Below are 13,043 nucleotides of genomic sequence, written 5' to 3'. Positions count from 1 at the left end.
GGCTCAGACCAGGCGGCGGGCCGTCGCCCAGCGGGTCAGCTCATGGCGGTTGGAGAGCTGGAGCTTGCGGAGCACCGCCGAGACATGGCTCTCGACCGTCTTCACCGAGATGAACAGCTGCTTGGCGATCTCCTTGTACGCGTAGCCGCGCGCGATCAGGCGCAGCACCTCGCGCTCGCGCTGGGTGAGCCGGTCCAGGTCCTCGTCCACGGGCGGGGCGTCGGTGGAGGCGAAGGCGTCGAGGACGAAACCGGCGAGGCGCGGGGAGAAGACCGCGTCGCCCTCGGAGACCCGGAAGATCGCGTCCACGAGGTCGGTGCCGGTGATGGTCTTGGTCACATAGCCGCGGGCGCCGCCGCGGATGACGCCGATGACGTCCTCGGCGGCGTCCGAGACGGACAGCGCGAGGAAGCGCACCGGGCGGTCCTGGTCGGCCATCAGCGAGGCGCTGCGGCGCAGCACCTCGACGCCGCCCCCGCCGGGGAGGTGGACGTCCAGCAGCACGACCTCGGGGCGGGTCGCGGTGATCACGGTCACGGCCTGGTCGACGTCGGCCGCCTCGCCGACCACCTCGACGCCGGTCCGGGCCGTCTCCCCGATCTCGGCCTGTACCCCGGTGCGGAACATGCGGTGGTCGTCCACGAGCACCACGCGCACCCGCCGCTCCGTCTCGGCGCCGTCCGCCCCGGAAGCCCCGGAACCCCCGGAACCTCGGGCCCCCGCAGGGCCGGGCGCGGCGCCCGGCACGCCCTGCGCCCCGGGGCCGCCCGTCGCGTTCGTACCGCCCGTAGCGTCGGTCATGTCGTCGCCGCCCTCTCCATCTCCAGCTCCACTTCCGTGCCCCCGTCCGGCGCGGATCTCAGGCGCGCCGTGCCGCCGTTCCGCTGCATCCGGCCGATGATCGACTCGCGTACGCCCATCCGGTCCTCCGGCACCGCGTCCACGTCGAAGCCGGGGCCGCGGTCGCGCACGGAGATGAACACCGTGGCCCCCTCGACCTCCGCGAAGACCTGGACGGCCCCGCCGTCGCCACCGTACTTGGCCGCGTTGACCATCGCCTCGCGCGCCGCCTGTATCTGGGCGCCCAGCTTCTCGTCCAGGGGGCAGTCGCCGACCACCACCACCTCGATCGGGACGCCATGGTGGTCCTCGACCTCCGCCGCCGTCTTCTTCACCGCCTCCGCGAGGGTGTCCGGCTCCTCGGCCTCGTCCTTGCCCGTCCCCTCCGGCCGGTAGAGCCACGCGCGCAACTCCCGCTCCTGGGCACGGGCGAGGCGGGCCACCTCGCGGGGGTCCTCCGCGCTGCGCTGGATCAGGGTGAGGGTGTGCAGCACGGAGTCATGGACGTGGGCCGCCACCTCCGCCCGCTCCTGCGCGCGGATGCGCATCAACCGTTCCTCGGAGAGGTCCTGCGTCATCCGCACCACATACGGGCCCACCAGCAGCGCGATGCCGACAAGGACGGCCAGGGCCGCCTGCAGTACGGCCCCCAGGTGCTTGGCCGAGCCCTGGAGGACGACGATCCCGGACACCCCGGCCGCCACCAGAACGACCCCCGTGGCGCCACGGGCCAGCGGCAGGACCCGCTTGCTGCGGCTGAGCTCGACCCACTGGGCGCGGCGGGCGTTGTCCGCCTGGCGCCAGAAGAGGGCGACGCCCGCGCCGATGAGGAGGAGTGGCCAGATGTAGGTGTTGGCGCGGCCGAGCTGGAAGCCCTGGACGAAGATCCCCGTGCCGACGAGGAGGGCGACCAGGGCGATGATCTGGCCGCGCTCCGGCCTGCGGGCCAGGATCCGGCGGCGGCCGTCGGGGCCCACGGCGGTGAGCGGGCGCCCGGCGGTCGTCTCCACGCCGCCGACGCCGAGCGGGACGATGAACCAGAAGAGCGCGTATACGAGCGCGCCGAACCCCTCTGCCATGAACAGCGCGATGAAGACGATCCGCACCCAGGCGACCGGCAGCCCGAGATGCCCCGCGAGCCCGCGCGCCACACCGCCGAGGAGGCGGCCTTCGGCGCTGCGGTAGAGCTTGCGCGGGGGTGGCTCGGGGGCCGTGGGGGGCACTGCGGCGGTCATGGCTCGATCGTCACACGCATGGCCGACAACGGGTATCAGGGTCGCCCCTGATCGTTCCCCGACCTGGGGCCCGGGGCCCCTCAGTCGTCCGGCGTCGCCCTGCCCGACCGGCGGCGGAACGCGTACGTGAGGGCCGAGGCCAGGGCCGCGACGCAAAGGCCGCACAGGAGGGCTGGGAGGGCGATCTCCGGGCGGACGTCCCACTCCCCGGCCGCGTCCATCCCGTACGCGGCGGCCACGCCAAGGATCACCAGCCCGGCCACCAGCTTGCCCGGCTCGAACGGATGGCGGGACCGGTCGGGGGCCGCATGCCCCAGCGAGTGACCGCGCGAGTGGTCGAACCCATGCCCGAACCGATGACCGAACCGATCGCCGACCCGATGCCCGAACCGATCACCGGCCCCATGCCCGGACCGGTCGCCGAACCGATGCCCGGCCCCGTGATCGGCCCCGTGATCGACCCCATGGCCGAACCGATCACCGAACCGATCACCGACCCGATGCCCGAACCGATGACCGAACGAACGTGAACGGCGCCTCATGAGCGCTTCACCTCCACCGCACCCAGCCCCATCTCCAGCTTCAGCGAGACCGTCCCCTCGGCCTTGCCGCCGCCCACCGGCTCCAGCGTGAGCTTGCGCTCCCGGCCCGGGCCGATGTCGACGTTGTGCTTGTCCCGCTTCTCGCCCGGCAGCCAGATGTCGCCGATCCCGACCTCGATGTCCAGCCTCACCCGGGCGTCGCGCGGGACCTTCACGGCCAGTTTGCCCGCGCCCATCTCGACCCGGCTGGAGACGGAGCTGCCCGCTTTCAGGGGCAGCCGGTCCAGCTTCAACTCGGCGACGCCGCCGCCCAGCTCATAGCCGTCGCGCAGCGACGCCACCGAGGTCGGGGCCCAAGTGCGCCGCGCCCAGTCGGGGGTGACGGCGTCGGGGAGGGCGGCCGCGCCCGCCAGCAGCGCGCTCGTCAGCAGCGCGAGGAACACCGTGCCGCCGCCGGCCCGCCCCCAGCGGGAGCTGATGACGAGGGCGAGCCCGAAGACGCCCAGCGCGCAGGCGAACCCGATCTCGAGGCTGGTGCCCAGCGGCTGCGAGGACCACCCCGCCCGCGCCCCCACCACGGCGGCGGCGACCGCCACCAGGAAGGCCCAGCCGCCGATCGAGGCCCGGTCCGGCACCCGGCGGGCCCGCTCCGCCCTCGCCTCCCGCTTGTCGTACGGGCCGTCGTCCGGCCCCCACAGATAGCCGGTCCGCGACCCGGCCCCGGCGCCGAGCGGCCCGGTCGTACCGTCCTTGACGATCGGGTCGCGCCACCAGGAGGGGCCGGGGCCGCCGCGCGTGGGCGGCGCCTTGGTCTCGGGCGGCGCGTCGGCGACGGCCTGGGCCGTGGCCGCGTCCACCGCGCCCACGCTCTCCGCCTGCCGCCGGTGGTGCGACCAATAGCCCGCACCGGCCGCCGCGAGGGCGAGCATGAACGAGAAGTACATGACGCCGCCGTTGTTGAGCATCGACAGGAAGAGCCCACAGCCCACCAGCGCCACCAGCACCGCCGTCAGCCCAGGGCCCTCGACCCGGCCCGAGAGCAGTCTGCGCCCCTCGTTCTCGTCCTCGCCGTGGAACGGGATCAGCAGCCAGCAGAACCCGTAAACGATCAGACCGAGGCCGCCCGCGACGGCCAGTACCGACAGCACCACCCGGAAGATCACCGGGTCCAGGTCGCAGTAGCGGCCGAGCCCTCCGCAGACCCCCGAGATCACCTTATGGTCACGACTGCGCCGCAGGGGCGTCTGTGACAGGCGGGAACCGGACGCGGCCTCGGCCTCGTCCGCCACGGTGGGTGCTTCGGTCATACGTCCATGGTGACAACAGGGCCGTACTCGCGACATCCGGCATGCCCCTAGGTCTTCCCTGAGATCTCCCCGGGGGTCACGGCGGCTATCGTGTCGCATCGAACGTGTGCGGGAGGGGAGAGCGGTGTCGGACGAAGGCCACCTGATAGCCGGACGTTACCGCCTGGTCGAGAAGATCGGCCGTGGTGGCATGGGCGAGGTGTGGCGCGCGGAGGACGAACTGCTGGGCCGCCAGGTCGCGGTCAAGCAGCTCTACGTCTCTCCGCACCTAGCCGATGACGAGCTGACGACCCTGCACGAACGCACCCGCCGCGAGGCGCGCAGCGCGGCCCGCATCACCCACCCCAACGTGGTAGTGGTCCATGACGTGGTGGACCACCACGGACTGCCGTGCATCGTCATGGAGTACGTGCCCTCCACGACCCTCGCCGACCTGCTGAAGGACGGGGGACGCGTCTCGCCCGACGAGGCCGCCCGCATCGGCCGCGGCATGATCGCCGCGCTGCGCGCCGCGCACGCGGCCGGGGTGCTGCACCGGGACGTCAAGCCCGGCAATGTGCTGCTCGGCCCCGAAGGCCGGGTCGTGCTCACGGACTTCGGCATCGCCATGGCCACCGGCACCTCGACGCTGACCAAGACCGGCGAGGTCGTCGGCTCCATCGACTACATCGCGCCCGAGCGGGTGAGGGGCCGCAAGCCCGGCCCCGCGTCGGACCTCTGGGCGCTGGGGGCGACGCTCTATCAGGCGGTCGAGGGGCGGCCGCCGTTCCGCAAGGCCACGGCGATCGAGACGGGTTACGCGATCGCCGTCGATCCGCTGGACCCTCCCGTACGGGCGGGCGCGCTGACCCCGTTGATCGAGAGCCTGCTGGCCAAGGAGCCGGAGCTGCGGCCCACGGCCGAGGAGACCGAACGGACGCTGCGGCTCCCGGCCTCGGAGCCCGAGACGTCCTCGCTGCAGACCCCGCCGCTCGATACGACCACCAAGAATCCGCCGCTCGACGCGACCATGAACCTGTCGACGCGGCGGGACTCCGGTACGGGCTCGGACCGGGCCACGGGCACGGACGCGCACGCCGCGCCGAACGCGCCCACGACACCGACCCCGTATCAACACACGACCCACACACCGAGCACTCCGCACAACACGACGAGCACTCCGCACAACGCGACCAGCACTCCGCACAACCCGCTGAACGCGTCGCACACTCCGAGCACACCGCACCCGTCGGACCCACGGCTTCCGTCGCACCCCCCGGGCACCGGGAACACGCCCGGGGTGCAGCACACCCCGCCCACCGCCACGCCGTTCACCGCGTCGACGCCGTCCATGACCGCCCAGACGCCGGTGCCCCCGCCCCCGCCCGCTCCGGCGCGCAAGAGCCGTAAGGCGGTGTGGACCGCCGCGGCGACCTCCCTGGCGGTCGTGGCCGTGGCGGGCGGCATCTATGTGTTCGGCCTCGACCACGACAACGGCGGGGGGAACGGCGGGGGATCCTCCGCCTCGGGCAACCCGTCGGCCCCCGTGACCAAGCCGTACACCCCGCCGTCCGGCTATCACATCGTCAAGGAGAAGAAGTTCGGCTTCTCCCTCCCCATCCCCGACGGCTGGACCCGCCAGGAGCAGAACGACCCCGACGGCAACACGGTCGACCGCACCCAGGAGGTCCGCTACCTCGACCCCAACGGGCTGGCCGGTTTCCGGATCAACGTCCTGGACTTCGCCTCCGGCAACCAGGTCCAGCACTTCGAGGACCTCGAGGTCGCCTTCAAGGACAAGAGGGAGTACCCGATCTACGAGCGGTTGCGGCTGCAGGAGACGAAGTACCAGGGCATGCCCGCCGCGATCTGGGAGTTCAAATTCCGGGGCGAGGTCCGGATGTTCCGCGCGATCGACCTCGGCTTCGGCAACGAGGGCGACAAGGAGTACGCGATCTACCTGAGCGCCCCGGACGCGGACTGGAGCACCTACCGGCCGATCTTCGACGAGGTACGGGACGGCTTCCGCATCATCAAATGACGGGCCCCCGGGCCCGGGACGACGACCTGCTCGAAGAGGCGCGCCCCGGGAAGACGCGCCCCGGGAAGAGACGCGCCCCCCGTGAGAAGCCACGAGCCGCGTGAAGAGCCGCGGGCTACGTGAAGAGCTGCGAGCCCTGCCGGCGCCGGCGCCGGGAGATGACGACGTCCAGGGAGAGATACGGCGCCCCGGCCAGCACCAGCGGCAGCCACGCCATCAGATAGGCCAGGTCGTTGCCGTAGTAGTACGGGTCCGAATGCCAGCTGACGGTGAGCCACAGGCTCAGCGAGATCAGCGCGCCGCCGAAGGCGGCCAGGCGGGAGAGGAGGCCCACCAGGATGCCGAGGCCGACGGCCAGTTCGCCGTAGGCCATCGCGTAGCCGAAGGCGGTGGGGTCCTTGAGGGCCTGGTCGACCAGCCAGGGCATGGCCGAGGTGTCCCGCACCTGGCGCATCAGCTCGCCGATCGAGCCCGAGCCCGAGTCGGACAGGAAGGCCGAGTCGGTGAGCTTGTCGATTCCGGCGTAGACGAAGGTGACGCCGAGGAAGATCCGCAGCGGCAGCAGCGCGTAACGGGCGGCGGTGGCCCTGATCCCCACGGGCTGCGGCTGCCCGCCTATGCCGCTCACGCCACCCATACCGCCCATACCGTGCACGCTCCCGCCACTGCCCGCCGTTCCCGAACCGGCCATACGATCCGCGTGTCTCATGCCGCCCGCCTCTCCCGTCGCACCGCCGTTTGGTTGCGCGTTCGACGAAACCATACGGAGCGGCCGACCGGAACGACTCAGTCCATAACATCGATGGGATAGCGGTTGGTCTCCGCCCCCGAGGCCGTCACGACCTGCACATCCACCCGGCCCGGCTCCACGTCCACCGGGACCGGCACGGTGAGCGCGGTGTCCGTGGGGCTGCTGAAGCCCCCGGCCACCGGGACCAGCGGGACATGGACGTGCACCGCGCCGATGCGGACCACCAGCTTGGCCAGGCGGTCCGGGTCCTGGGCGCCCGGCGGGACGAAGCCGCTGCCGCGGATCTCGATGTCGTCGCCGGTGCGGATCGGGGCGTCGCGGTCGATGGCGCCCTCCTCGGGGAGGGCCCGTACGACGGACAGCACGGTCGGGCGGCCGCCCTCGGCGTACTTCCCGGTCAGGTACATCACCACCGACACGGCCGCCAGCAGCGCCAGGCCCCACGGCACATCGGGCAGCCGCCACGGCTCGCGGGCGAGGCGGACCGCGGTGAAGGCGAGGGCCACGGTGTGGACGACGATGTACTGCACATCGGCGAAGCTGCCGCGGCCCGCGTCGTCCGTCAGCAGATCGGCGGCGCGCGGGCGCACGGCCCGCACCTTCTGGAGCCGCTGCGCCCGCACCCGGGCCGCCACGACGAGCCGTGCCAGCACCGCGGCCGCACACGTCAGCGCGGCGGCCGTAAGGAGCCCTGCGGTGCGGCCGAGGGCGAGCCCGTCGGTCAGCCGCTGCCGGTCACCGGGGGCCACGGCCAGCTCGACGCCGAGCACCAGCACCGCGAAGACCGCGACCAGCAGCCAGGCGGCGGCGACGGTACGGGAGGTGGAGAGCCGGTTGTCCTCGCCGACGAGCGGGGCGAGCGGGCCGCCGTCCGCGCGGTGCAGCCGGGCGGCGAGGGTCAGCAGCGCGGCGGTGATCACGGCGGCGGTGAGCCCGGCCGTCCGCGCGACCGACCAGCCCGCGCCGATCGCCGTGGCCAACTGGCCGATCAGCAGCGCCCCGGCCGCGCCCCACACCACGAACACCGTGCGCAGCCACACCCGGTGGCGCCAGGCCGGGGTCTCGGCGCGGCCGCTGTCGGCCACCGAGCGGGCCGCGTGGGCCAGCTCGTCCGAGACCCACTGCCGGGACGCCCCGGCCGAGTGGGCGAGAGCCCTGGGAAGGCCCTCTCCGGCCGCGAAACGCTCCCGTAGGGCCACGAACGTGGCCACGGCCCTCCGGTGGCCCTCACGGGCCCCCTGAGGGCATTCACAGCCCTTGTGGCCGTGTGGGTGCCCATGAAGGTGCTGTCCTTCTGCCGTCGTGGCGTTCTCCGCCTGTTCCACCGCCACGCGGGTCGCTCCGTCGTTCACTCGTTCCGTACGGGACCGCGGGTTCGCACGGCACCGCCCAACTGACATGTGTTGAGAGGGGATTGTGCCGCACCGCGGAGGGTGTCAGCTCAGCAGGTCCGGCTCATCGCGGGTGATCTGCAGATACAGAGGTTGATAGTTGATCCACGCCACAAGATCGTTTCCCAGCTGCTCACGCGTCCGCATCGCGTCGGCGTAGTCGATGGGCACCGGCTTGCCCGACGCCTTCGCGGTCAGCTGGACCTGGGCGGCCCGCTCCATCGTGATGAACCACCACGCGGCCGCGTCGACCGAGTCCCCGACCGTCAGCAGACCGCGATTGCGCAGGATGAGGGCCTTGTGGCCGCCGAGCGCGGCGGCGATCGCGCGCCCCTCGTCCTCGTCCACGACGACCCCCGTGGTGCCCCCGTAGACCGCGTGGTCCTCGAAGAAGGCACAGACCTCCTGGGTGATCGGCTCCAGCGGCTCGCCGAGCGCGGCCAGCGCGCGGCCGTGCACCGATCGGCTGTGCGCGACGGCCACGACGTCCGGCCGCGCCTGATGCACGGAAGAGTGAACGACGAAGGCCGCCTGGTTGACGTGGGCGCGCCCCTCGACCACCTGGCCCGCCTGGTTGACGAGGAGCAGATCGCTCACGGTGATGTGGCCGAAGGGCATGCCGAACGGATTCACCCAGTAGCAGTCGGTGAACTCCGGGTCCCGCACGGTGATGTGGCCCGCGACCCCCTCCTCGTACCCGAACCGCCCGAACAGGCGCAGCGCCGCGGCCAGCCGCTCCTTGCGGTAGCGGCGCTCGTCATGGGGCGAGGTGTGCTGCGGGGGCATGGTGAACCGCAGCTGGTCGGTCGGTATCGGGGTGGGGGTCTGCGGCTGGTTCGTCATCGGCAGCTCCGCTCCTCAGGTGTGCTGGAGCGGAAGCTACCTCTGGGTATCGCAGGAGGCCAGAGTCAGGACGGTCCGGGGCGGGCCGCGGCGCGGGCCGGTCGCCCCCACTCGACGCCGGTCACCCCCACTCGACACTCGACGCCGGTCACTCCCACTCGATGGTGCCGGGCGGCTTGCTGGTGATGTCCAGCACCACCCGGTTCACCTGATCCACCTCGTTGGTGATGCGGGTGGAGATCCGCGACAGCACGTCGTACGGCAGCCGCGACCAGTCCGCCGTCATCGCGTCCTCCGAGGAGACCGGGCGCAGCACGATCGGGTGGCCGTAGGTGCGGCCGTCGCCCTGGACGCCGACCGAGCGGACGTCGGCGAGCAGGACCACCGGGCACTGCCAGATGTCGCGGTCCAGACCGGCGGCGGTCAGCTCCTCGCGGGCGATGGCGTCGGCCTCGCGCAGCAGGTCCAGGCGCTCCTTGGTGACCTCGCCGATGATGCGGATGCCCAGGCCCGGGCCCGGGAAGGGCTGGCGGTGGACGATCTCGTCCGGCAGGCCGAGCTCCTGCCCGACCATCCGCACCTCGTCCTTGAACAGCCGGCGCAGCGGCTCGACCAGCTGGAACTCGATGTCGTCGGGCAGCCCGCCCACATTGTGGTGGGACTTGATGTTGGCGGTGCCGGTGCCGCCGCCGGACTCCACGACGTCGGGGTAGAGGGTGCCCTGGACCAGGAACTCCACGTCCTCACCGGCCGCGCCCGCCTCGGCCACCAGCTCGGCCTGCGCCTGCTCGAAGACCCGGATGAACTCCCGGCCGATGATCTTCCGCTTCTCCTCGGGGTCGGAGACCCCGGCGAGCGCGGTAAGGAACCGCTCCTCGGCCTCGACGACCTTCAGCTGCACCCCGGTGGCCGCCACGAAGTCCTTCTCGACCTGCTCGGACTCGCCCTTGCGCATCAGCCCGTGGTCCACGTAGACGCAGGTCAGCTGGTCGCCGATGGCCTTCTGGACGAGGGCGGCGGCCACGGCGGAGTCCACACCGCCGGACAGCCCGCAGATCGCGCGCTTGCTGCCGACCCGCTCCCGGATCGCGGCCACGGACTCCTCGACCACATTGGTGGTGGTCCAGGTGGGCTCCAGGCCGGCGCCCCGGTAGAGGAAGTGCTCCAGCACCTGCTGGCCGTGGGTGGAGTGCATCACCTCGGGGTGGTGCTGCACGCCGTACAGCCTGCGCTCGTCGCATTCGAAGGCCGCGACCGGCACCACGTCGGTGGACGCGGTGACGGTGAAGCCCTCGGGGGCCTGGGAGCAGGCGTCGCCGTGCGACATCCACACCTGCTGCTCCTCGGGGGTGCCCGCGAAGAGCATCGAGCCCTGCTTGGTGACGGTGAGCGCCGTACGGCCGTACTCCCGCGCCCCGGTGTTGTCCACGGTGCCGCCGAGCGACTTGGCCATCAGCTGGAAGCCGTAGCACATGCCGAAGACGGGGACGCCCGCTTCGAAGAGCGCGCGGTCGAGCGTGGGCGCGCCCTCGGCGTAGACCGACGAGGGGCCGCCGGAGAGGATGATCGCCTTGGGGTTCTTGGCGAGCATCTCGGCCACCGGCATGGTGGACGGAACGATCTCGCTGTAGACCCGGGCCTCACGGACCCTGCGGGCGATGAGCTGGGCGTACTGCGCGCCGAAGTCGACGACCAGGACGGTGTCGGGGGCGGCAGCAGGGGACGCTGATGGCACTTCGGCGGCCTTCCGGCGGTGGTGGCGTGCGGTGGAACGTGGGACAAGGCTGCGGCGGGGCCACGGCTTCGGGGCGGGACCGCAGGTTTGGACTTTCGATTCTAACGGGCCCATAATCGACGTCATGTCCACGCGCATGACGTTCGTCTTTACCTATGGCACCGGCCCGTCCGGCTGCCATGGTCGTGCTGCGTAAACACTGACAGCGACTTCCCAGGCGCCCCGGGCCGGCAAAGGCCCGGGGCGTTCTGTCTTGTCTCCGGGCCTCGACCGGGCTCCAGGGCCCCGCGAAACGGACCAGGAGATACGGATATGAGCAGCAGCGTTTCGGCCACAGAGGCCGCCCATGTGATCGGCACCGCGCGGGAGCGGATCGACGCCCTCGACGGGCAGATCCTCGATCTCGTCCGGGAGCGGATGGCCGTCTCGGCCACCGTCCAGGAGGCACGGATCGCGGCGGGCGGACGGCGGGTGCACCTATCCCGCGAGATGGAGATCCTCGACCGCTACCGGCAGCGGCTGGGCAAGCCCGGTACGACGCTCGCCATGACGCTGCTGGAGCTGTGCCGGGGCCGGGTCTGATCCCCGCGTCCGATCCCTCCGCGTCCAGATCCCCCGCGTCTAGATCCCTCCGCCTTCGCGGCCACGGGCAGGCGAAGGGCCCCGGGAGCGCCCGAACGAGGCGGGCGCCCCCGGGGCCCTAGGCGGTCAGCACCGGCGTCAGGGCAGCGCCGGTGCTGAGAGGCGGCGCCGGGGGGTTGCGCCGCTGGCTTATGGGGCCCGTATGTCAGGGGTGTCTGAACGGCGTACGCCCGCGTGGTCGGACCAATGTCGGGGTGTGACCGGGGGCGTTTTCCCTCTCAGCATCGTGGTGGATGCGGAGCGCCGGGCGCAACCGTTTCGACCGGATACGGTCGGCCCCAGGCGTCCCCGGGGCCGACCGCCCTTAGGTGGTGACCGGGCTGCTGTCCCCTGCCGACCGGTCACCTCGCCGGAGCGAGGTCCCACGACGCGCCGCCTGAATCACCACAGGGGCCGCGTCTCATCGCTGCGGCGGAACTGAGCCACGCGTGGATTTTCCGGGCCGCTCCTGGCTGGCGCGGCACCGGGCACAACGAGCCCGCGCGCGGGCCGGTCACGCGCCGTACGGGTGATGACGTGCGAGGCAGGGCGCCTGTCGCGGATTCTGTGACCATTCTGTGAGCAACTGTGAAGGCAACCTTTCAGCCATTCGCCTGGTCATGTACGTGCAAACGCACGGCCATCCCGCGCCCCACCGCGACGGCCTTCCACACGCGTATCGCCCCCAGGGGATACGTACGGACCCAGAGAGGTCTTCATGAAGCTTCGCCGCGCCCTGGCGGCCGCCGCAGCGACGGCCGCCATAGCCCCCGCCGCGCTTCTCGCGGCCCCCGCTGCCTTCGCGGAGACGCCGAGCGAGAGCCCGTCGCCGTCCGCCTCCGAGACCGTGACGCCGTCCCCGGAGGACCCGGCGCCGTCGGAGACCCCGACCGACGAGGCCACGCCGACCACCCCGGCACCGTCCACGAGCGCCACCCAGGCTCCGACCCCGGGCGACCCCGGCGGCACTCCCTCGTCCACCCCGACCGAGACCGCCACCCCGACCCCGACCCCGACCCCGACTTCGACCTCGACCGAGGAGCCGGGCGACGGCGAGTGCGCGGACGACGGGGACTACAACGAGGACCCGGAGCTCAGCACGACCCTGGTCGGCCTGCCGTCGAAGGTCGTGGCGGGCAGCGGCTTCCACGGTTTCAAGTTCCAGGTGAAGAACGAGTCGGACCGCGCCTACCAGCGGGTCGACTTCGGGGTCTTCGCGGGCACGGTGCACGAGTCCGCCCCGGACGGGACGGGCAAGCACCTGACGCTGCAGTACAAGGACCCCAAGTCCGGCGCCTGGAAGGCGATCTCCACCGACGAGAGCGACCCGGGCTCCGGCTACATCGGCTACACCGATGTGCGCCCCCACGAGACCCTTACGGTCGACCTCCGGCTGAGCGTCGCCAAGAGCGCGCCCGAGGGCTTCGGCTACGCCATCAGCGTCGGCGTGTACGCGGACGACGAGGGCAACTGCGTCTACTCGACCGGTGAGTACTACGAGTTCGACGTGCTGAAGGCGGGTTCGGAGCCGGGCCATGTGCCGCCGGCCGACCCGAAGCCGCAGGGTGGCAAGAAGCCGCTGCCGCACAAGCCGGAGGGCGACACGGAGATCAGCCCGAAGGGCAGCCTGGCCGAAACGGGTTCCTCCTCCGCGCTGCCGATGATCGCCGTGATCGGCGGTGTGGCGATGGCCGCGGGCGGAGGCGCGGTCTTCGTGGTCCGCCGCCGTCGCGCCACGGTCTGACGGTCCTCGCGACG

General features: G+C 72.1%; 12 protein-coding genes. 4 read left to right on the top strand and 8 right to left on the bottom strand.

Going from position 1 to position 13,043, the window contains the following annotated elements:
• Positions 1 to 3: 3 nt before the first annotated feature.
• The 3 genes from LIV37_RS28675 to LIV37_RS28665 all read right to left on the bottom strand — a co-directional run bounded on the left by LIV37_RS28675 (position 4) and on the right by LIV37_RS28665 (position 2,326).
• Positions 4 to 801: a LuxR C-terminal-related transcriptional regulator gene (locus LIV37_RS28675; RefSeq protein ID WP_121824396.1), complete on the bottom strand. Its 798-nt coding sequence runs from the start codon at positions 799 to 801 to the stop codon at positions 4 to 6.
• Entirely contained in the window at positions 798 to 2,075 is a 1,278-nt protein-coding gene (locus tag LIV37_RS28670; protein WP_020870583.1) for an ATP-binding protein, read from the bottom strand. Before LIV37_RS28670 ends, LIV37_RS28675 begins: the two co-directional genes overlap by 4 nt.
• Before the next feature lie 80 nt (positions 2,076 to 2,155).
• A complete protein-coding gene (locus LIV37_RS28665; RefSeq protein ID WP_243146148.1) occupies positions 2,156 to 2,326 on the bottom strand; it encodes a hypothetical protein in 171 nt (56 codons plus the stop codon).
• A 105-nt stretch (positions 2,327 to 2,431) separates the two neighbouring features.
• Between LIV37_RS28665 and LIV37_RS28660 the strand changes: the two genes are divergently transcribed.
• Entirely contained in the window at positions 2,432 to 2,605 is a 174-nt protein-coding gene (locus LIV37_RS28660; protein WP_167525766.1) for a hypothetical protein, read from the top strand.
• A gap of 8 nt (positions 2,606 to 2,613) precedes the next feature.
• Here LIV37_RS28660 and LIV37_RS28655 read toward each other — a convergent pair whose 3' ends face one another.
• Positions 2,614 to 3,924, bottom strand: a complete 1,311-nt coding sequence (locus LIV37_RS28655) for a PspC domain-containing protein (RefSeq protein ID WP_020870580.1) — start codon at positions 3,922 to 3,924, stop codon at positions 2,614 to 2,616.
• Positions 3,925 to 4,048: 124 nt separating this feature from the next.
• Here LIV37_RS28655 and LIV37_RS28650 point away from each other — a divergent pair, with 124 nt between their 5' ends.
• On the top strand, positions 4,049 to 5,944 hold the full coding sequence (locus LIV37_RS28650) for a serine/threonine-protein kinase (RefSeq protein ID WP_020870579.1): 1,896 nt from the start codon (positions 4,049 to 4,051) through the stop codon (positions 5,942 to 5,944).
• A gap of 115 nt (positions 5,945 to 6,059) precedes the next feature.
• On the opposite strand, the gene LIV37_RS28645 is transcribed toward LIV37_RS28650, so the two are convergent.
• The 4 genes from LIV37_RS28645 to guaA all read right to left on the bottom strand — a co-directional run bounded on the left by LIV37_RS28645 (position 6,060) and on the right by guaA (position 10,664).
• Positions 6,060 to 6,590 (bottom strand): DoxX family protein, encoded by a 531-nt coding sequence (locus LIV37_RS28645; RefSeq protein WP_020870578.1) that lies wholly within the window; start codon positions 6,588 to 6,590, stop codon positions 6,060 to 6,062.
• Positions 6,591 to 6,730: 140 nt separating this feature from the next.
• Positions 6,731 to 8,026 carry a hypothetical protein gene (locus tag LIV37_RS28640; protein WP_121825210.1) on the bottom strand — a complete coding sequence of 432 codons (1,296 nt, stop codon included), beginning with the start codon at positions 8,024 to 8,026 and terminating at the stop codon, positions 6,731 to 6,733.
• A 105-nt stretch (positions 8,027 to 8,131) separates the two neighbouring features.
• A complete protein-coding gene (locus LIV37_RS28635) occupies positions 8,132 to 8,929 on the bottom strand; it encodes a class II aldolase/adducin family protein (RefSeq protein ID WP_020870576.1) in 798 nt (265 codons plus the stop codon).
• 148 nt (positions 8,930 to 9,077) lie between these two features.
• Positions 9,078 to 10,664: a glutamine-hydrolyzing GMP synthase gene (guaA, locus tag LIV37_RS28630; RefSeq protein WP_020870575.1), complete on the bottom strand. Its 1,587-nt coding sequence runs from the start codon at positions 10,662 to 10,664 to the stop codon at positions 9,078 to 9,080.
• Positions 10,665 to 10,976: 312 nt separating this feature from the next.
• Here guaA and LIV37_RS28625 point away from each other — a divergent pair, with 312 nt between their 5' ends.
• A complete protein-coding gene (locus LIV37_RS28625) occupies positions 10,977 to 11,246 on the top strand; it encodes a chorismate mutase (RefSeq protein ID WP_020870573.1) in 270 nt (89 codons plus the stop codon).
• A 757-nt stretch (positions 11,247 to 12,003) separates the two neighbouring features.
• Entirely contained in the window at positions 12,004 to 13,029 is a 1,026-nt protein-coding gene (locus tag LIV37_RS28620; protein WP_020870572.1) for an LAETG motif-containing sortase-dependent surface protein, read from the top strand.
• Positions 13,030 to 13,043: the final 14 nt, after the last annotated feature.

This window comes from Streptomyces rapamycinicus NRRL 5491 (assembly GCF_024298965.1).
In the GTDB taxonomy this organism is placed as follows: domain Bacteria; phylum Actinomycetota; class Actinomycetes; order Streptomycetales; family Streptomycetaceae; genus Streptomyces; species Streptomyces rapamycinicus.
The sequence above is the reverse complement of the archived record's forward strand: the minus strand, read 5'-3'. Positions and strand labels throughout refer to the sequence as shown.